Here is a 20761-nt window from a genome sequence, read left to right as displayed (position 1 = left end):
GTACCAATTATGCAGACTAAACGAAAGCAAGGATTGGACATTCACACTAATGGGAGAACCTTTGAGGTAACATTGGACGGTACAACGATTTTCAAGCATTCCCCTGCTTCTCCATGTTTATATGTCGGAAGCGGGGAAGAGGCTATTGAGATGTATCGAGGGAATTATCATATTGAAGATTATGTTGTGGAAAGGTTTGGGTTGAAGACCTACGAAATAAGTCGAAAAAAAGATGATGGTTTTCAAATTGACTTTAAACGAACGCCTGCAGACACAGAAGTGTTAACAGTGGATTTCCTTTACGAAGATCAAAATTTAACACTGACGTTTTCAGGTGATCGTGAGGCGTACAGCCGTTTTTGGATTCGTATTGCTGCTGATTCTGATGAGAAAATCTATGGATGTGGGGAGCAGATGTCCCATTTGAACCTGCGTGGAAAAAACTTCCCGTTATGGACTTCAGAACCTGGCGTAGGAAGAAATAAAAAGACGTATACGACATTTCTTGCGGATGTTCATGACAAAGCAGGCGGCGATTATTACCATACGAATTTTCCGCAGCCAACGTATCTTTCCTCTAAGAAATACTTCTGTCATGTCGATACGACAGCTTACGCAGATTTTGATTTCCGTAAAGATCAATATCATGAGCTGCAGATGTGGGAAGTTCCTGAACACATCAGGTTTGAAACAGGAGCGGATTTTAAAGAGTTGGTTTCTCGTTTAACGAAGCATCTTGGAAGGCAGCCGGAGCTTCCTGAATGGACGTATGATGGAATATGGCTGGGGATGCAGGGAGGAACGGATGCTGTTCAGAAAAAAATAGATGAGGCCCGGGAAAAAGGATTGAAGGTGGGCGCTGTATGGGCGCAGGACTGGCAGGGGAAACGATTCACTTCCTTTGGACGTCGGTTGAACTGGAACTGGCAGTGGGATGCGAATGAATATCCTGGTCTGGATCAAAAGCTTAAAGAATGGAAAGAGCAGGGCATTCGTTTTCTGGGCTACATCAACCCATATTTAATTCTTGATGGACCGCTGTATCAAGAAGCTGCTGCGAAAAACTACTTTGTGCTGAATCAAAAAGATGACATTTACCTAGTCGATTTTGGAGAGTTTGACTGTGGAATTGTAGACTTGACCAACCCGGACGCTTTCGAATGGTATAAACGTGTCATTCAAATCTATATGATTGATTTCGGGTTAGATGGATGGATGGCGGACTTTGGAGAATACCTTCCGACAGATGCCAAACTCTACAACGGTGAGCCTGCCATGCTGATGCATAATGCCTGGCCTGCGCTATGGGCCAGAGTTAATTTTGAAGCTGTCGATGAGGCTGGTAAAACAGATGAAATCGTCTACTTTATGCGTGCGGGCTATACAGGAAGTCAAAAATACTGCCGTCTACTGTGGGCCGGTGATCAAAGTGTTAACTGGGATCTTGATGATGGAATTGCTTCTGTGATTCCTGCAGCTCTCTCAGCGGGGTTAACGGGGAACGGTCTTCATCATAGTGACATAGGCGGGTACACAAGTTTACACGGGAATAAACGCTCGAAAGAGTTACTATTGCGATGGCTTGAACTTGCTGCTTTCACCCCGGTCATGAGAAGTCATGAAGGTAACCGTCCAACAGACAGCCACCAGTATGATCGTGATGAAGAAACGATGGATGCTTTCGTACGTATGACAGATATTCATACCTCATTAGCTCCCTACCTTAAAGAAATTGTGAAGGAAAATGCAGAAAAAGGGATTCCTGTCCAACGTCCTTTATTTATGGAATTTGAATCTGATGAAAATACTTATGATATCCAATACCAATACATGTTGGGGAGCGACATCCTTGTGGCTCCAGTTTATGAGGAATCTGTAAGTCAGTGGCGTGTGTATCTCCCGGATGAGGCATGGGTTCATTTATGGACGGGAGAGGAATTTACAGGAGGGAATGTTGAAGTGGAGGCGCCGCTGGGACAGCCGCCTGTATTTTATAGAAACGGATCGGAATATGCTGATCTCTATAAGAAAATAAGGGCAGAGTATACAATCGAAAAATAAAGGTAATAACCTTTGTATAAAGGTAGGTACGTATGTTATGATGTTTTCAAACAGAGATAAAGGTGGGACGGATCAATGACTATGAAAGTGTTATACCTTCCAATTGGAAGAAAGACGTTTGATCTAGAAGCAGGAGAAATTCAAAGGGGAAAAAGTTCAGAAATGTTGAATGGTCTTGGGATTGAAGTAATTGAACCGGAGGGTATTCTTACTTCACCGGATGATTTGAATGATTTTTTGAAAGCGATTCCTGAAGAAGAGATTGGAGTATCAATCTATCAAAGTGTCACATTCGCTGATGGAGAATTTGTAGAAACGTTGATCAAGCAGGTTCAGGCGCCGGTAATGGTATGGTCGATCCGCGAACCAAGCATCAATGGCCGGCTTCGATTGAATTCTTTAACAGGTGGTAACAGTACCAGTCACGTCCTGAAATGTGCGGGACATCCGTACTCCTTTCTTTTTGGTAATCCCGAAGAAGCACAAATCCGTGCGCGTTTAACCAAATACTTAAAAGTGCAGCAGATGATTCAGGATTTAAGAGATTTCAAGATTGGTGTCATTGGAGAACATCCTCCAGGTTTCTTTTTCTCTGGAACAGACGAAGACATGCTTCATAAACAATTAGGAGTGGAAGTGAAGCAGGTTGATTTAATGAAAGCCTTTGAAGAATCTAAGAAACTAACAGAAGGAGAATGGGAGCATGCTGTCGACCGGGCGCAGCAGCAAGTCATTGGTTTAAATAGAAATGACGAAACAGTCCAAAGGTTTGCTCAGTTCACAACGTATGTAGAATCAATCGTTGATAAGGAGCAGCTATCAGGATTAGCTATTCGCTGCTGGCCTGAATTCTTTAATGAACTGGGAGCGGCTGCATGTTCCACTCTTTCACAGTTCACAGAAGATGGGATTGTCTCTTCCTGCGAATCCGATATACATGGATCGGTTTCGATGTTCATCCTTCAGCAATTGAGCGGCGGAAAATCTCCGTACCTGGGCGACATGGTTCATGTGAATGAAGCTAGTCATTCGGTGGTTTTCTGGCATTGTGGGGCAGGAGCCTATTCGCTTGCCCACCCGGATCAAGGAGCGAGACCCGGGGTTCATCCGAATCGCAAACTTGGATTTACAATGGAGTTCGGTTTGAAGCCGGGTCAAGTGACTATGTTCCGTGTCAGCTACACCCCGGAAGGTTATCGACTGCTAATTATGCGTGGTAAAGCATTGGATACCCCTAAGCGTTTCAACGGTACATCGGTGGAAGTCGAATTAGAGACAGATATCAACAGTACCCTTTACAGTTTGATGGAAGAAGGGTTTGAGCCTCATTATGCTCTTGTTTATGAAGATGTCGTAGAAGAGCTTGAGGAACTGGGGCGTCAACTGGGTCTTGAAACGATCGTATATACAAAAGAATAAGGAGGACACCAGATGAAACACGTCGCAGTAGGACAGGCAGGTGGCCCTACAGCTGTTATTAATGCCACTCTGGCTGGTTTTGTGGACAGTATAAAAGAGCGATGTCGATTAACCTTCATTGAAGGAGGATACCAGGGACTGGTGGAAGAAAAATTCCTGGATGGAGACGAAGAAATGGTGGAATGGATTAAAGAAAATCGCTATGTTCCAGGAGCCTGCCTGCAATCAGGGCGGTACCCATTTGAAAAGAAAGAAATTTGTGAAGCTGTTCGGTCTCTTAAGAAGAACCATATCGATACGCTCGTGTTTATTGGAGGAAATGGCACAATGGAAGCCCTTTTCAAAGTGAAAAAAGAAGCGGAGCGGCAGGGCTGGCCGCTTCAAGTCATTGGGCTTCCCAAAACAGTGGACAATGACCTGGGTGGGACGGATCATGCACCGGGATTTGCCAGTGCAGCGAAGTACATTGCTAAAACGACCAAAGATTTAAGCAGGGATTTGTACTCTATGAAAAATTTCGAGCAGGTACGAGTGCTTGAAACGATGGGACGGAATGCGGGCTGGCTGGCTGCTGCGGCCGGGGCTTGGAAGGAATATGAAGAAGAGGGGCCTCATTTTACTGCTCTTCCAGAACAACCATTGAATCGTCATCAGCTGCTGAAGACCGTTCAACGGTCACTGGACGACTTTGGATATGCTCTTATCGTTGTCAGTGAAGGTGTTCAATGGGAAGAAGGCAGCCAGATTGAACTCAATCATGTAGATGGTAGGGCAGTTCTTGGTGGCATTTCCAAGCAGATCAGTGAGTTTATTGGTAAGGAATTGAATGTGAATACCAGAGCTGAACTGCTGGGCATGAATCAACGGGCCGATACTTCTGCGTTATCCACCATAGATTCAAATGAAGCTTATCGGATTGGAAAAGAAGGTGGGGATTGGGTACTTCAGGATTTTGATGAAGTAATGGCTGCTGTTGGGCGCAGATCAGATGTTTGTTATACAATAGAGATTATACCTGTGAAACTTGAAACAGTCATAGCTGAGGGTGAACGATTGCTGCCGGCAGCGTTCATTAAAGACAGGAATGCCTATTATGAATGGCTGGCCCCTCTGATGGGAGGTGACCGCCCTACTTACCCTCCGCTTTCAAAAAGGAGAGTCCATTATAGTGAATACTAAAATTAACCCGAACAAAGATCTGGCTCTATATTTACAATTGAAAGAATTATTTATTGACCGAATTCAGAATGGTCAGTGGGAAGCCGATAAACTCATCCCTACCGAACAAGAACTTATGAAAGAATTTGATGTCAGCCGCACAACCATTCGCCAGGCCGTATCCATCCTGGTCCAGGAAGGATTGGTGGAAAAGAAACAAGGACGCGGTACTATAGTCAAACCTCGGAAATTGAGTGGGAATCTCAGTCAGTTGAAAGGTTTTGCAGAAGAGGTGCTGGAACGGGGGCAAACGCCTCGCAGTAAGCTGATCCGCGCAGAATTCAAATCTAATCTGCATCACGAAACATCCATGTTGGAGATTAAAGATGATGAACCTATCCTGCTTATCGAACGAATACGGCTGGCCGATGAGATTCCTGTAGCACTGGAACGTACATGCTGGCCAAAGGAAATTGGTGAAATTCTTATCAAGCACAACCTTGATGAAGCGCGGTACTATGAAATTCTTGAAAACTATAATATTTATTTAAATAGAGCTAGTGAAAAAATAGCAGCGATTAATGCAACCATTGATGAAGCGGATGCCCTCGGAATAAGGGGTGGAGAAGCTTTACTTGAAATGACACGATTAAGTTTTGGTGTGAACGAACGGCCTATCGAGTATACGAAAACGAAATACCGCAATGATCAATATCATTACAGCCTTGAGCTGAAAAGATAAAAGGAGTGGTCTTCTGTGCCATTTGTAGATGGAAAAACTTTATTGACCCATGCCTATGAGAACCAATACGGAATCGGTGCCTTCAGTGCTCATAACGCGGAAACAATTCTAGCCATATTAGATGCAGCTGAAGAAAAGCAGTCCCCGGTGATGATTCAAATTGGACAGAAAGTGATCCAAACATTAGGACTAAAACCTATGAAAGAAATGGTAGATGCGTTTGCCTGGAATGTTTCTGTGCCGGTCTGCATCCACCTCGATCACAGCCGGCAGTATGAACAGACAATGGAAGCTGTTCAAGCAGGATTTCAATCTGTCATGTTTGATGGATCCGGGTTAACATTCCAGGAAAATACGAGGATCACGAAGCAGGTCGTTGAAACATCACGGGCGCTGGGTATAGGCAGCGAAGGGGAAATTGGGAAAATTGGCGGAACTGAGGATGACATTACGGTAGATGAAAAGGATGCGTTGATCACAACGACAGAAGAAGCTCTGAATTTTGTAAATGAAACGGATGTTGATTATTTAGCGGTATCGATTGGGACAGCTCATGGGATTTATAAACAAACGCCGAATCTACGGTTTGAACGGTTGAAAGAAATATCCCAGGCCGTCAAACGTCCGATTGTTCTTCACGGAGGTTCAGATGTACCTGATGAACAAGTCCAGAGAGCCATTACGATGGGGATCGCTAAAATAAATGTGGACACTGAGCTGCGTCAAGCCTTTACTAGGGGCGTGAAAAGGTACTTGCAAGATCATCCTGAGGATATTGTACTGGCTGATTCGCTTGGTGCTGGTCGTGAGCATATGAAAGAAAAAGTGAAAGAAAAGATCGATGTATTCGGTAGTGCGGGTAAAGCCAATGAATTTTCCATAAAAGAAAAGGTCGTAACGTTATAACATATAAGGAGGTTATTGTGATGAATAGCATCGCTACAAGTTATTCGTTCGGATTATTTATTGATGGAGAGTGGCGTGGGACAGAACAAACATTGAATGTATGGAACAAATACAACCAAGCAAAGGTAGGGGAAACGGCAGTCAGTACAGAAGCTGATGTGAACAAGGCTGTCGCTGCAGCGAAACAGGCTCAAGGTGTTCCTTTCTCTCTATACGACCGCTATGAAGTGTTGTTAAAGGTCGCTCAGTTACTGAGAGAGCATACAGAGGAATTTGCAGAAATCATAGCTAAAGAAGTAGGGAAGCCAATCAATGAAGCAAGAGGAGAAGTCGGCCGTTCAGCCCTGACTTTAGAAAATTCTGCCGAAGAAGCAAAGCGGATTCATGGCGAGGAAATTCCCGTTGAAGCTGCTCCGGGATCAGAGAATCGCAAAGCCTTTACAAGAAGATATCCTGTCGGTGTTGTGGCAGCCATTACGCCCTTTAATGTTCCTTTAAACCTTGTCTGCCATAAAGTTGGCCCTGCTATTGCAGCTGGGAACAGTGTCGTTTTGAAACCCGCAGAAGAAACGCCATTATGTGCATTATTACTTACTAAACTCTTTGAGGAAGCCGGGCTGCCAAAAGGAAGACTAAATGTTCTCACTGGTGAAGGACGTGAAGTGGGGCCATTGCTTACCGCTAATCAGGACGTAAACCTGTTTACGTTTACAGGCAGTCCACAGGTGGGGGAACAGATCCGCAGGGAAGCCGGACTTAGAGATACGGCTCTTGAGCTTGGCAATAACTCGGCTACTATCGTGCATAACGATGCCGATGTCAATCAAGCGGCTCAACTTGTGGCACAGAAAAGTTTTAACAATGCCGGTCAGGTGTGTATCTCTGTTCAACGTGTCTATGTGCATAGGGATGTCTATGAGGTGTTTATGGAGAAAGTGAAAGAAGCAACTTCCCGGATCAAATTAGGAGACCCGTTGGATTCCGCCACCCAAATGGGGCCGATGATTGCAGAAGAAGAAGCCATCCGTGTTGAAAACTGGGTGAACGAAGCGGTTGCAGAAGGAGCTGTTGTTGAAACCGGCGGAAAGCGTGAGGGCGTTTTTTATCACCCAACTGTTCTCTCTCATGTTCATGCTGATATGAAGGTTTGCAGACAGGAGGTATTTGGTCCTGTTGTGGCGGTTCAGCCTTATACAAACGAAGATGAAGTCATCTCTCTTGTTAATGATTCTGAATATGGTCTTCAAGCAGGCCTGTTCACAAATAATTTAGCTTTTGCGATGTATGCAGCTGATCGTATTCATGTAGGCGGACTGATCATCAATGACACGTCAGGGTACCGGGTTGATCATATGCCCTATGGCGGAGTCAAAAAAAGCGGGACTGGAAAAGAAGGCCCACGCTACGCTATTGAAGAAATGACAGAAGAAAAAATCGTCGTATTTAACTTGTAAAAGGAAAGGGAGTCATGGTGACTCCCTTTCTTAATTTTAATTATAGGAGAAAGATGATGGAATTTATTACAATTCTGCTGCCCATTTTCCTCGTTTTCGGCATTGGTTTTGCAGCTCAGAAGATTCTGCAGTTTGATACGTCAGCCTTCTCCAAATTAGCGCTTTATATCCTAGTCCCTTTTCTCGTGTTCCAGACTTTTTATGAAGAAACCATTACATTCTCCTATGTTTATATTTCCATTTATATGCTCGGGCTTTGTGTAACGATCATTGCTATTGTAACCATTTTATCAAAAGTCAGAGGATACTCGGAAAAAGAAAGATGTGGGTTGGTGCTATCCTGTGCATTTACGAACAATGGAAACTATGGAACGCCGTTGGTTTTATTTTTATTCGGAACTACAGGGATGGATACAGCTATTGTCCTCATGGTTCTCCAACAGCTGCTTATGAGTACTTTAGGAGTTTATTATGCAGCTAAAGGGGGAGAGGGTGGAAGTGGTGTAAAAGCCGCACTCCGTTCCGTCCGCCGTATGCCAATGGTTTATGGGGCGTTGATCGGATATCTCTTTCAAGCCTTTGACCTCAGCATCGGTGGACTGGAGGGTGGTGTGGATTTAATTGCAGGTGCGGCCATCCCTTTAATCATGCTGACTTTGGGAATGCAGCTGGCCAATATAAAAGTGACAGGCTTGGAATATCGAAAAGTATCAACAGCTTTAATTATCAAGCTTATCGCAGCTCCGGCTATTGCAGCTGTCCTCGTATGGGGAATGCCTGTTGATCCTTTAATGAAACAGATCATGATCATTATGGCTGCTACTCCAACTGCTGCCAATACAACGATGTACGCCATTCAATTCCAGACCGAGCCACAAACAGTTACAAGTTCAACTCTTTTCACAACCCTTGTCAGCATCCTTACAATTCCTATAGTTATATATTTGGTCACATAACACCTCTATAGAAAGATCGGTGTAGATGGAGTCGTTTGTTCATGATATTTACATGTTGACAGAAAATTGTAAAAGATATAACCTTAGAAATAGAAAGCAGACCTCAAAAAAGGTAACCCCTTTTCCAATCGGTCTGCCATGAACGTTGTAGCGATATCAAACTGTTAAAACTGCTCCGTCTCCATGACCCGGAGATCATCCGCAGTTCAAAGCCAGTTTTCCTCCTATGGGGAAGACTGGCTTTTTTCGTATCCAGGCCTGGATGGAAGATCAATTCTATCAAAAAAAGGAGAATGTTTATGTGTGCTGTAGACGTTAGAAAAGAACAATTACCGGTGTTTTCAGGGAATGGATATGAGATTCAACCTCATGAAAAGCATGAACGTTTGTATACGATTGAACTGGATGCAAAAGCGGTTCACAAGTTCTTGGAAGACGTGAAGGATATCAGTGATGAGCAGCTGGAGTATATTCCTTACCAGCGGCTGTTGACGGCTCAAGCGTTAGTGAACGTGTTGGACGAAGATTTCCAAAAGCATGTGACGTCTATTCTGAATGATAGACGATCCGGCGGTTTTACCACAGGTGTCCAGGGAACGACGATGGATGCTCAGGATTATGTGAAATTTTCTACTGCGTTTTCTCACCTGGCAGGTATTCCGAATTTTGATGCGATGTCGAAAAAATATTACGCCCGTTTCTCTGTCCAGCATACGGATGACAGTGATTCCTACCTCCGACAGGCTTACCGGAGATTCACCCTTCATACGGACGGGACGTATGTCGATGAGCCGACGGACTGGCTGCTGATGATGAAGATGGAAGAGGAGAATGCCACCGGTGGAAATTCACGCCTTCTTCATTTGGATGAGTGGGAGGACCTGGATTACTACAGAAGTCATGCGCTGGCGGATTATCCGTTTACGTACAAGGCACCTGCAAGTAAAAATGTAAGTGAGGACGTGCAGAGGGAGACCTTTTATACGTGGAACAACGAGCCGTGCATCTGCTTTATTGACCAATTTGTCTATCCAGAAACGATCACACAGGCCCAGTATTTAAAGGATCTATCCCATTCAATGGAGAACTCGGAAAACTTAGTGGAGCTTGAACTTCCGACAGGAGATCTGGTGATGCTGAACAACCGCTTCTGGCTGCATGGACGCGGAGCTTTTGAGAAGAATACCGATCTCCACAGAGAGCTGCTCCGTCAGCGGGGACGATTTTCCAAGTAAAAGGCAGGGGGCTTCTATATGTATGATTATGTGATTATCGGGGCTGGTATTGTCGGTCTCTCGACAGCGTACGCATTACAAAACAAAGAACCGCATGCTTCTATCGCGATTGTTGAAAAAGAGGCGGAAATTGCGGCTCATCAAACTGGCCGGAACAGCGGTGTGATCCATTCGGGTGTCTATTATAAACCCGGCAGTCTCAAAGCTAGAATGGCCGTTCAAGGCAGAAATTCCATGGTGAGGTTCTGCAAGGAGCATGAGATTCCCCACAATGTCTGTGGGAAAGTGCTTGTGGCCACAGAGCCCGAGGAACTGCCGCGGATGGAAGCTCTATATGAACGAGTGGGGCAGAATGGTCTGCATGTGACAAGACTCTCGCAGGAGGAGCTTCATGATATAGAGCCTCATGTGAATGGGCTGTCTGGATTGAAGGTGCCGACGACAGGCATTGTCGATTATAAAGAGGTCAGCCGGAAGCTTATGGAACAATTGAAAAAAGGAGGAGCTGATGTTTTTCTCGGTTCTCCTGTCCAGGATATTGTAGAAAAAAAGGATGCGGTTATCATCGAGACACCCGGACGTACCATTCATTCCCGGTATATGGTCAACTGTGCGGGGTTATTCAGTGATCGGATGACAGCGATGAGCGGCATTCATACGGATGTGAAGATTATTCCGTTCCGCGGGGAATATTTCGAATTGGTACCGGAAAAACGCCACCTCGTTAAAGGCTTAATCTATCCGATTCCCAACCCGGATTTCCCTTTCTTAGGGGTTCATTTAACGAAAATGATGGATGGAGGCGTTCATGCCGGACCGAATGCGGTGCTGAGTCTCAAACGGGAAGGTTATCGCAAAGTGGATATGGACTGGAAGGACATGAAAGAGGTTTTAACGTTCCCTGGTTTTTGGAAGCTTGCAGGGGCCAATATGAAGGAGGGGATGAAAGAGATGGTCCGATCCTTCCATAAGGAAAGCTTTGTGAAGAGCCTGCAGCGTCTCGTTCCCGAAATCAATGCGGATGATATTGTACCGACGGATGCCGGTGTACGCGCACAGGCGATGTTGAAAAATGGGAAGCTCATAGACGATTTTTATATCATTCCGGGGAAACGGACGGTTCACGTATGCAACGCCCCTTCCCCGGCAGCCACTGCTTCATTGGAAATCGGGAAGGAAATTGCTGAAAAACTGCCCGGTCTGGGACGGGAACGTGTGTCGATCAGCTGATTAAAGAATCATCGTGTAAGGGGGTTATCCATTTCTTGAAAGGATTACCCTGTGGACGCATCTCTAAGGAAAGCGGAGGTCGTGTACGCTCCAATAAAAAAAACCGTACGATGATTGGAATGTTTCATCATCGTACGGTTTTTTTACATAGTAAACCATTATTGATGGAGGAGGTACTGCTTATGTGCGTCTTTAAGGGAGGCTTCGAGAGCGTTCCCTGCTTTACCCAGATATCCTGTTTTTAATTCAGCAGCAGGCTCTTCCACACCGTCCTGTAAACTGCTGCCTTTCAGTAACGCTTTGACGAAACTTCGTCCGTGTTCTGTAGCAAGTGTACAGGAAGCATCGACGATGACGCCATACTTTCTGTCCACTTCAAGCGTCAGTGTTAAAGATTCCGAGATATGATTGGCGGCCATCCCTGCTGGGAGTTTGGCGTGGCCGGCTACAAAAATCGTTTTCATTGGTATGCCTCCTTCACTGGTCGGTGATTTGATCAAGTTCCTGCATCAATTCTCTGCCCACGAATGTTTCTGTTTCTATGTAGACGGGTTCGAGCGCCTGCCGCCATACGTCCTGCTGCTCCTGATTTAAATAATGGATGCTGATCGAGTCGGTGCGCTTTAATTCTCTGAGGTGGGCATCGTTCGTTTCAATAGAATGACGGCGGATCCAATCCGTAGCCTCCTCCATGGACGTATCAATGCTTTCTCGTTGTTCCTCGGAGAGGTTCTTCCAGAAGGTTTCATTTGTAAGGACGATATAGCCGAGATAGCCATGGCTGCTGATGGTTAAGTGATCCTGTGTCTCATAAAGCTTTTTCGTATAAATGTTGGACGTGGTATTTTCCTGACCATTGATAAATTCCACATCCAGGTTTTCGTAGGTTTTATTAAAGGGCAGCAGGCTGGTACTGGCGTCCAGGGCTTGAAACTGCCTTTCGATCACCGGACTCGGCATTCTGCGGAAATGCATCCGTTTAAAGTCGCTCGGGTGTAGGAGAGGCTCGCTGGTACTCGTCATCTGTTTGAAGCCGTTATACCAGAATCCCATCCCTCTCATTTCTGATTTGTTCAATTCACCAAGCAGCGTCCGCCCGATTGTACCTTCATAAGCTTTTCTAACTTCTTCATAGGAAGAGAAAGCATAAGGAAGGTCCAGAATTTGAAAAACGGGATACTCTGAAGTGAGTTTAGATGTAGCGGGAGCAATCATCTGTACCCGGTTTTCTTTAAGAGCCTGCTGTTCATCCTGATCGTTATACAACGCCCCATTGGCATAGATTTCTACTGACACGGTGCCATTTGTCCGTGCTTCCACGAGCTCCGCAAACTTACGCGCGGCCAAACCCTTAGGGGTGTGTTCAGACGCGACATGGCTGAATTTGATGACGACCTGATCTTCCAGGCCTTCCTGTTCATCATCATATTCCAGCGTTTGTACAGTATCTCTGAGGTCAAAACCGAAAACGAAAGCCGCCAGCACTCCGCTGCAAATAAAGAGTGAAATGAGTGCGAACGTTCTCAATGACAGCACTCCTCTGAAATCGTTTACACAAGTGTACCATAATCTGTCTGGAAGATGATACACTGGAAGGACAAAAAGGGAAAGGAGCAGATTCATGTCATTGAAACGCATGCCGATACGCTGGAAGATTACCATTCTATCGTTTGGTATGGTCCTTTTCTCATTATTGATCGGTGGAATTCTCATTGTCGGTCATACGGTCGAAACAAAAGAAGAAGAACTGGGAGAACGGGCGCTCCTGACCGGACAGACCATCGCAAGCCTTCCTGAAATCCAGAGCCATCTCAAAGAATCGAGGGGATGGGAGAACATTCAACCCCTGGTCGAACAGATGCGTACCGTCTACCAGTCGAATTACATCGTTGTTTTGAACATGAACCGGATCCGCTACTCCCACCCTGTCGAGGAAAATCTGGGCACGCTGTCTTCCGGGAGGGATGAAGGGCCGGCCTTTGCTGAACACAGCTACACCTCCAAAGCCAAAGGGGAATCCGGGACAGCCGTGCGCGGGTTCGTCCCTGTAATGGATGAGAATCATGAGCAGATCGGTGTTGTAGTGGTCGGTGAAATTCTTCCCTCTATGGGGGAAATCATCTGGGAGATGAAAAGCGATATCGGAATTGTTCTTCTTCTCACCTCTCTATTCGGGATGGCCGGATCCTGGCTGCTTGCGCGTCATTTAAAGGAGCAGATGTTTGCTTTGGAGCCTCACGAAATTGTTCAGCTTTATGAAGAACGGACCGCAGCTTTCGAAGCCATGAATGAAGGAATCGTGACTGTAAATGCAGCTGGGAAAGTGACATTAATCAACCAAAGGGCAGGATCCCTGCTGGATGTTACGGACTCACCCGCAGGGCATTCTGTACATACTATCGTCCCTGGTCTGAAACTCGGAGATGTCCTTGCTGGTGGAGAGCCTGTGTTGAATCGTGAGATCCGGGCTGGGATGAAGCTTCTTCTTGTTACATGTATTCCGATCCAAGTGGAGGATCGATATGAAGGAGCCGTTTTGATCTTTCAGGATCGGACCGAAGTGACCCGGCTCGCTGAAGAACTGACAGGTGTGAAAGCTTTTGTGGATGCCCTGCGGGTACAAAACCACGAACATCGCAATAAGCTTCATACCATCGCCGGTATGATTCAGCTGGAACAGAACGATGCAGCCCTGCAGTATGTATTTGACACCTCAGAAAAACAGGAGAAGCTGTCACGTTCCCTTCTGGCCACCTTCCAGGATTACAGCATCGCCGGCCTCCTTCTGAGTAAAATTTCCAGAGGCAGGGAATTAGGGGTTGATGTTTCGGTAGAGGAAGAAAGCGGATTGATGGTATTTCCGCCGCTCTGGGACCATCATGATCTGGTGCTTATATTGGGAAATCTGATTGAAAATGCCTTTCACTCCTTTGAAGGGATCCAACAGGATGAAAAAACGATCCGGGTATCAGTTATACAGGACGACGAAACGTGCTCCATCATCGTTGAAGATAACGGGATGGGGATAAGTCCCTCGGTCAGCCGGCAGATGTATAAAAAAGGCTTTTCTACGAAAGGAGATCAGGGGTCCGGCATAGGATTGTATCTTGTTAAAAATCTCGTGGATCAGGCCATGGGTAAAATAACGGTGAAATCGGCGGAGGGACAGGGAACAACCATCATCATTGATGTACCACTTATCATCGAGGAGGGACAGGATGAGCAGACCGTTAGAAACGCTTGAAGTTCTTTTAATTGAAGATGACCCAATGGTTCAGGAAGTCAACCGGCAGTTCATTGAAAGGGTGCCTTCTTACAAGGTGCAGGCCATTGCTTCCAATGGAAGAGAGGGAGTTGAACTGGCCTCCCGGCATACCCCTCAGCTGATTGTCATCGATGTGTACATGCCCGAACTGGACGGAGTAGAGACGTTGAAAAAGCTCCGTGCGAACGGTGTTCAAGCGGATGTGATTGCTATTACGGCTTCCAAAGAGAAAGAAACCATCCGCACGATGTATCAGTACGGAGTGATTGACTACATCATCAAGCCATTCAAATTCGAACGGCTGCAGCACGCACTGGAAAAGTACAGAACGTACCGGACGGCTGTGATTGGAAATGGGGAGCTCAGCCAGACTCAGCTGGATGAGCTGTTTGGATCGGCTGTCCCAGCAGAGAATAAGGTGCTTCCTAAAGGATTGAATGAGCAGACACTGAAACAAGTGGTCCATGTATTGACATCCTCCCCGCACCCTCTGTCGGCAGAGGAAGCGGCTGAAGCGATCGGGGCAGCCCGTGTCACGGCAAGAAGGTATCTGGAATATCTTCAGAAAGAAGGCTCGGTCATCATTGATATTCAATATGGAACGGTAGGCCGTCCGGTAAACCGCTATCGGATAAGATCTTGACTCTCTCCTCATAGGCAGGGGAGTTTTTTTATGAACAAAAAGACCAAAATGTTCATTATGTCCGTAATGTTCTCAATCTGATTTGTAAGCGTTATCATTATTTTTAGAATATTACGAATTGGAGGCAATTCTATGATGAAGCGTGTTTTTCTTATATCTGTACTGATTCTTACGGCATTTTTAGCGGCCTGCGGAGGCAGCGGAGATTCTGAAGAGGCATCCGGGTCCGGTGAATCAGGTTCAGAATCGATTGTATTAGGCACAGGTGGTACATCAGGAACTTATTATCCCATTGGCGGAGCGGTCAAACCCGTATTTGAGGAAAGTGAAAATGTGGACAATGTCACCGTGGAATCAACTGGGGCTTCTGTCGCGAACATCCAGAATATTAAAGATGGTTTGAATCAGATGGCCATCATTATGAGTGATGTCGGTTATGATGCAATAGAAGGGCAGGGACAGTTTGATGGAAATGCGGTTGACGTTCAAGCGATGGCAGGAATGTACCAGAATGTTGTCCAGATTGTCGCTTTAAAAGACAGTGGGATTACGTCTGTGGCTGATTTGAAAGGCAAGAAAGTCGGAGTTGGAAAAGTCGGTTCCGGCGTAGAGCAGAGTGCGAAGAAAGTGCTGGAGGCAGAGGATATTACCTATGATGATCTTTCCAAAGTGACGCATACCGGCTATGCCGACAGCGTGCAGGAAATGAAGAATGGAAACTTGGATGCTGCCTTCTTCACATCAGGGGTACCGAACAGTAATATTACCGATTTGATGCAGCAGTCAGATATCCAGTTTGTCGAAATCAGCGGGGAGACAGCCAAGACGCTGATGGACAAGTATCCGTTCTATAAGGCGAATACGATAGAGGCCGGTAATGAAGCGGCGTATGATCTTGATGAAGCAGTGGAAACCGTTGGTATTCAGAACATGATTATCGTGTCCAAAGATTTGAGTGAAGACGTCGTTTACGACATGACCAAACGGTATTACGAGTATTTAGGAACAGAAGAAGTTTCCGTTGGAGCGTTAAAACAGCTGGACAGAGATGACATTGCGAAAGGCCTGATTGCTCCGCTGCATCCAGGTGCGGAGAAATTCTATGAGGAACAGGGAATTTTAGAGTAAAGGAGAGGGGCATCGTTGATCCGGTGCCCTTTACTACGATGAGAATTTTCTATATGTTTCTAATCGGTTTATCAGCCGTTTCTCTTTTTACAGTCTTTTTTTCTTTGGAAGCGCTGACTTTAAACAAAGAAGGAAAGATCACAGCTGTACACCTTACAGATTCGGAGCAGACGTTACGCATCCGCTGGGAGCATTCGGTTGAAAAAGAAGATTGGGAAGAAGTATTTATTGTCCAGGATGGGAAGATCACCCTGACAGAAACACGCTTTAAAACTTTTGGGGCAGGCGTCCCCCACAATACAGGGGAAGATACGTATGTCCAGGACGGGTGGGTGTATATGACAGGCATTCACCAGCCGGTCGGAAGCGAGCTGGTCGTCCGTACAGGGGAAGCAACCGAACACCGCCTTTTCTATGGAAAGGATATCACGTACCAGCTGGCTGAAAAGAAGGCATATCAGGTTGCTGTCCGTCGTATGCCCGTATGGAAGTATATTGTTTTGAAAGGACAGGGGTGGAAGGGAGAGGAATGATGATGAACAAACAGAACAGTGAAACGGCAGAAAAGTATGACAGGGAAAGTACAACGAGAACGGACTTTGTAAAGCCGATGGCGCTTGCGATTTCTGTCCTTGCGATTTCATTATCCTTATTTCATTTGTACACGTCCTATGCTGGTTCCCTTGTGGATGTAAAACAGAGGAGCATCCACTTGTATACATTAATGACGCTCGGATTTCTGCTGTATCCTCTGGTTAGAAAAAGGGGAAGCAGTAAAGTTCCGGTTTATGATTACATCACGGCCGGTCTCTCGGTATTTGCCGGCTTGTATATGTTTGTGACGGCCGAACGGATTATCCAATCCGGAGGGCAGATCAATGATATGGATTTCTACGCAGGGATTCTCATTCTGCTTCTTTTATTTGATATTACGAGAAGGGTGACGGGATGGGGGCTTACCCTTCTGGGACTCGGCTTTTTGGTTTATGGCTTTTATGTGAAATTGTCTGTCTATCCAGATCTGAACGGTGTCATTGTTACGAGTGTGGCGAAGCAGATCATTGCCCAGCTCGTCTTCATCACCGAAGGGGTGCTCGGAACAGCCATCGGTGTATCGGCCAGCTACATTATCCTGTTCATCTTATTCGGCGCTTTTCTAGCCCGGTCCGGTATGGGGCAGTTGTTTAATGATCTGGCCCTTGCCGTAGCCGGTCATACGAAAGGCGGCCCTGCCAAAGTGGCGGTCATCGCCAGTGGTTTTTTAGGATCCATTAATGGATCTGCGATTGCCAACGTCGTCACAACAGGAACGTTTACCATTCCTCTTATGAAAAAAATCGGCTATAAAAAGAACTTTGCCGGTGCTGTGGAATCCGCGGCCAGTGTAGGTGGACAGATCCTTCCTCCGATCATGGGGGCTGCTGCTTTTATTATGGCGGAGAATTTGAACGTTCCCTACACAAAAATCATTCTTGCAGGAATCATTCCTGCCCTCTTGTTCTATGTAGGGATTTTACTTCAGGTTCATTTCCGGGCGGCAAAACGGGGGCTGCAGGGGCTGCCTAAAAGTGAACTGCCGTCTGTGAAGGAAGTCATCGCTGAACGCGGACACTTAATCATTCCGATGCTCACTCTGCTTTATTTGTTGTTTTCCGGGAAAACCCCGTTTTATGCAGCGTTTTGGTCGATCATTGCCACTGTCGTCATTGCCGGGACGAGCCGGATGATTCCTATTATCCTTGGAATCTCTATGTTTCTCATCTTCCAGCCGCAGCTGTCTGCGGTTCTGTCCGGAAGCACCGTACCGAATGTGCGGAGTGATTGGTGGGAGCTGCTGCTTATTGTAGCCGTTCCACTTGCTATTAATCTATGGAGGAAGCGTCTCCGGATCAAAGGGGATGAAGTAGGCGTGGTTGATTGCTTGAAAGCTTTGGAGGAAGGCGCGAAAACAACGGTGCCTGTTGCAATAGCCTGTGGAGCGGTAGGAATCGTTGTAGGGATTGCCTCTTTAACAGGGGTAGCCCTGGAAATTGCCAACAGTATCGTAAGTATCGGAAGTGCGGTGAACAGTCCGCTGATCCAGCTGATCATTACGCTGGTGCTTACGATGATCACGTCGATTATTTTAGGTATGGGACTTCCAAGTATTCCGACGTATATCATCACAAGTACGATGGCTGCGCCTATTCTTCTCCAGCTTCCGCTTTATAGAGAGCTGGCAGGATCGACGGAAACGGCGACGTTTGTTGCCCATATGTTCGTATTTTATTTCGGTATCTTTGCCAACATTACTCCACCTGTCGCTCTGGCGGCCTTTGCCGGAGCCGGAGTCGCAGGCGGTGATCCGAACAAAACCGGTTTCCAAGCCATGAAGCTGGCGATTGCCGGATTTATCGTGCCCTTCATGTTTGTATTTTCGCACGAAATGCTGATGATCGATGCGACGATCATGAACATCATGACGATTACTGTTACGTCACTCATCGGCGTTTTCCTCCTGTCCATCATGACAGAGGGATACTTGAAGACGAAGGTTTCCACCGGCTATCGTTTTCTTGCCGGAGCAGGCGCTCTGCTGCTGATTTATCCAGGGTTATGGACCGACTTTATTGGACTGGCTGCCTTTGTGGTCATCCTTCTATTCAACCTTAGACAGACGAATGGAGTCAGTGAGCAGAGGTCTGCTCTTTAAAAATTGGCTCTGTTATTGCTTGGTGTTGTTATGTAACATGTGAGCTCAGATCACCCTTTTCTGTCATGGGATTTGTAGGAGGCGGCCTTGGGAATGACTCCCTTTCCGTGGGGTACCGTGAGCCCCCGGAGAACGAAGTTCGAGGAGGCTCATCGTTCCCCGCGGAAAGCGGACGGTTTTCCCTGCCATCCCACGCTCTGAGTAATAACGGACCGGACCCCTGATTCCAGACGGAGACGATTTAGTAATCGTTTAAAATATCAACAACAGACTTTAACAGAGCTGAAAAATTAAAGCATTTCGACCCCTGGCGAGATTCAAAAATCACGTCAGGGGATTTTGGTTTAAAGGCCTCTTCCAGACAAATCAATTGACTGTCCGGTTATAGAGGAGTAGTTTAGACAGCACGCTCATCTGGTTAGGTGAGTCCAAGGAATTGGGCCGCAGACGGTCCCGGCGTTTCACCGTTTCCTGGACAGGGAAGAGCCGGGGCATAACAGCCTGTACAAGAAGGTCGTTTGACTGCTCAACATTCAAAAGGAGACGTTTATGATGGAAAACTATCAAGAACTGGTACAGAAGCAGAAATCCTTTTTCCGTAGTGGAAAGACGAAGGAAACGGCTTTTCGTAAAGAAGCTTTAACAACAATTAAAGAATATATGACCTCTCACCAACAGGATATCATCGATGCAGTGAAGGCGGATTTAAATAAGCCGGAGGAAGAGACTAACCGTGCAGAAATCGGTCTTGTACTGGCAGAAATTGATTTTATGCTTGAGAATCTGGATACATGGTCGGCCGCGCAGGAAGTTCCGACTCCTGAAGCTCATGGCGAAGCCAAAAGCTTTATCCAGCCTGAGCCTTATGGTTCCACCCTGGTGATCTCTCCGTGGAACTACCCCGTACAGCTGGCTGTGGCCCCACTTGTCGGAGCCATTGCAGCAGGAAACACGGCTGTATTGAAGCCGTCTGAGTTAACGCCGAACACATCCAGCCTGCTGGCCGGCATGATTAATGAAAACTTCAAGGAAAAATACATCCATGTAGTCGAAGGGGAAGTAGAGACAAGTACGGCCCTGCTTAAAGAAAATTTCGACTACATCTTCTTCACGGGTAGTACAGGCGTCGGTCGTATCGTAGCCGAAGCTGCCGCGAAGACCTTAACACCAACGACCCTTGAGCTGGGAGGTAAGAGTCCAGCGATTGTTCACAAGGACGCTGATCTGGATCAGGCAGCTGCCCGTATTGCTGGAGGTAAATTCATGAACGCCGGGCAAACCTGTGTGGCTCCTGATTATGTTCTAGCCCACAGCGATGTAAAAGAGGCATTGATGCAGAAAATCAAAGAAGCGAAAACGAACACGTATGGCGATGTGGTTCCGGCTGATGCGTATCCTCACGTAGTTAGCGGAAAGCACTTCGATCGTCTCAAAAACTTCTTGGATAACGGCGAACTTTACATGGGCGGACGTACGGATAAGGAGAACTTATTTATTGAGCCGACGCTTCTTGATCAAATTACCTGGGAGGACGATGTGATGCAGGACGAAATATTCGGTCCGATTCTTCCTGTGCTCACATTTGATGAAGTATCTGAAGCTGTTGAAGCGGTCATGGACCGTCCGAAACCGCTGGCCCTCTATTTGTTTACAGAAGACGAGGAAGTCCAGAACGAGGTCTTCACGAACATCTCCTTTGGTGGAGGTGCGATTAACGATACGATCAACCATATGACAACCCACTACCTCCCATTTGGTGGTGTAGGAAACAGTGGGATGGGAGCTTATCACGGCAAAGCAAGCTTTGATACTTTCACACACTTCAAGAGTGTTTTGAAACGATGAAAAAATATTCCTCTACGAAAAGAGCTG

Annotated in this window: 17 protein-coding genes; 15 read left to right on the top strand and 2 right to left on the bottom strand. The window is 46.3% G+C overall.

Annotated features, from left to right (window positions below; all coding sequences use genetic code 11):
* Nucleotides 1-9 precede the first annotated feature (9 nt).
* The 9 genes from ACXAD6_RS14770 to lhgO all read left to right on the top strand — a co-directional run bounded on the left by ACXAD6_RS14770 (nt 10) and on the right by lhgO (nt 11161).
* Nucleotides 10-2061 carry an alpha-glucosidase gene (locus ACXAD6_RS14770; protein WP_474969517.1) on the top strand — a complete coding sequence of 684 codons (2052 nt, stop codon included), beginning with the start codon at nt 10-12 and terminating at the stop codon, nt 2059-2061.
* A gap of 75 nt (nt 2062-2136) precedes the next feature.
* Nucleotides 2137-3480, top strand: a complete 1344-nt coding sequence (gene sftI / locus ACXAD6_RS14765) for a sulfoquinovose isomerase (protein ID WP_474969516.1) — start codon at nt 2137-2139, stop codon at nt 3478-3480.
* Between the two features lie 12 nt (nt 3481-3492).
* Nucleotides 3493-4659 carry a diphosphate--fructose-6-phosphate 1-phosphotransferase gene (locus ACXAD6_RS14760; protein WP_474969515.1) on the top strand — a complete coding sequence of 389 codons (1167 nt, stop codon included), beginning with the start codon at nt 3493-3495 and terminating at the stop codon, nt 4657-4659.
* Nucleotides 4649-5380 carry a GntR family transcriptional regulator gene (locus tag ACXAD6_RS14755; RefSeq protein ID WP_474969514.1) on the top strand — a complete coding sequence of 244 codons (732 nt, stop codon included), beginning with the start codon at nt 4649-4651 and terminating at the stop codon, nt 5378-5380. The genes ACXAD6_RS14760 and ACXAD6_RS14755 overlap by 11 nt, the downstream gene beginning before the upstream one ends.
* A 15-nt stretch (nt 5381-5395) precedes the next feature.
* Nucleotides 5396-6286, top strand: a complete 891-nt coding sequence (locus ACXAD6_RS14750) for a class II fructose-bisphosphate aldolase (protein ID WP_474969513.1) — start codon at nt 5396-5398, stop codon at nt 6284-6286.
* Nucleotides 6287-6306: 20 nt separating this feature from the next.
* Nucleotides 6307-7740 carry an aldehyde dehydrogenase family protein gene (locus ACXAD6_RS14745; protein WP_474969512.1) on the top strand — a complete coding sequence of 478 codons (1434 nt, stop codon included), beginning with the start codon at nt 6307-6309 and terminating at the stop codon, nt 7738-7740.
* Between the two features lie 56 nt (nt 7741-7796).
* The gene (locus tag ACXAD6_RS14740) at nt 7797-8696 is read left to right on the top strand and encodes an AEC family transporter (RefSeq protein WP_474969511.1); all 900 of its coding nucleotides are present in this window, start codon (nt 7797-7799) and stop codon (nt 8694-8696) included.
* Between the two features lie 299 nt (nt 8697-8995).
* On the top strand, nt 8996-9931 hold the full coding sequence (gene glaH, locus ACXAD6_RS14735; protein WP_474969510.1) for a glutarate dioxygenase GlaH: 936 nt from the start codon (nt 8996-8998) through the stop codon (nt 9929-9931).
* A gap of 18 nt (nt 9932-9949) precedes the next feature.
* Nucleotides 9950-11161: an L-2-hydroxyglutarate oxidase gene (gene lhgO, locus ACXAD6_RS14730; protein ID WP_474969509.1), complete on the top strand. Its 1212-nt coding sequence runs from the start codon at nt 9950-9952 to the stop codon at nt 11159-11161.
* Nucleotides 11162-11319: 158 nt separating this feature from the next.
* On the opposite strand, the gene ACXAD6_RS14725 is transcribed toward lhgO, so the two are convergent.
* A complete protein-coding gene (locus tag ACXAD6_RS14725; protein ID WP_474969508.1) occupies nt 11320-11625 on the bottom strand; it encodes a DUF3870 domain-containing protein in 306 nt (101 codons plus the stop codon).
* Between the two features lie 13 nt (nt 11626-11638).
* Nucleotides 11639-12688, bottom strand: coding sequence for a DctP family TRAP transporter solute-binding subunit (locus ACXAD6_RS14720; RefSeq protein ID WP_474969507.1), 1050 nt, complete (start codon nt 12686-12688; stop codon nt 11639-11641).
* 94 nt (nt 12689-12782) lie between these two features.
* Here ACXAD6_RS14720 and ACXAD6_RS14715 point away from each other — a divergent pair, with 94 nt between their 5' ends.
* The 6 genes from ACXAD6_RS14715 to ACXAD6_RS14690 all read left to right on the top strand — a co-directional run bounded on the left by ACXAD6_RS14715 (nt 12783) and on the right by ACXAD6_RS14690 (nt 20734).
* A complete protein-coding gene (locus tag ACXAD6_RS14715) occupies nt 12783-14405 on the top strand; it encodes an ATP-binding protein (RefSeq protein ID WP_474969506.1) in 1623 nt (540 codons plus the stop codon).
* Nucleotides 14380-15069, top strand: coding sequence for a response regulator (locus tag ACXAD6_RS14710; RefSeq protein WP_474969505.1), 690 nt, complete (start codon nt 14380-14382; stop codon nt 15067-15069). Before ACXAD6_RS14715 ends, ACXAD6_RS14710 begins: the two co-directional genes overlap by 26 nt.
* A gap of 132 nt (nt 15070-15201) precedes the next feature.
* Nucleotides 15202-16197 carry a TAXI family TRAP transporter solute-binding subunit gene (locus tag ACXAD6_RS14705; protein WP_474969504.1) on the top strand — a complete coding sequence of 332 codons (996 nt, stop codon included), beginning with the start codon at nt 15202-15204 and terminating at the stop codon, nt 16195-16197.
* 38 nt (nt 16198-16235) lie between these two features.
* Complete coding sequence (locus ACXAD6_RS14700) at nt 16236-16730, top strand: DUF1850 domain-containing protein (RefSeq protein WP_474969503.1); 495 nt, start codon at nt 16236-16238, stop codon at nt 16728-16730.
* Nucleotides 16730-18889, top strand: a complete 2160-nt coding sequence (locus ACXAD6_RS14695) for a TRAP transporter permease (RefSeq protein WP_474969502.1) — start codon at nt 16730-16732, stop codon at nt 18887-18889. The genes ACXAD6_RS14700 and ACXAD6_RS14695 overlap by 1 nt, the downstream gene beginning before the upstream one ends.
* A gap of 552 nt (nt 18890-19441) precedes the next feature.
* Nucleotides 19442-20734: an aldehyde dehydrogenase gene (locus ACXAD6_RS14690; protein ID WP_474969501.1), complete on the top strand. Its 1293-nt coding sequence runs from the start codon at nt 19442-19444 to the stop codon at nt 20732-20734.
* The last annotated feature ends 27 nt before the right edge of the window (nt 20735-20761 follow it).

The sequence above is a fragment of the Halobacillus sp. ABH2_015 genome (genome assembly GCF_056158945.1).
The sequence above is the reverse complement of the archived record's forward strand: the minus strand, read 5'-3'. Positions and strand labels throughout refer to the sequence as shown.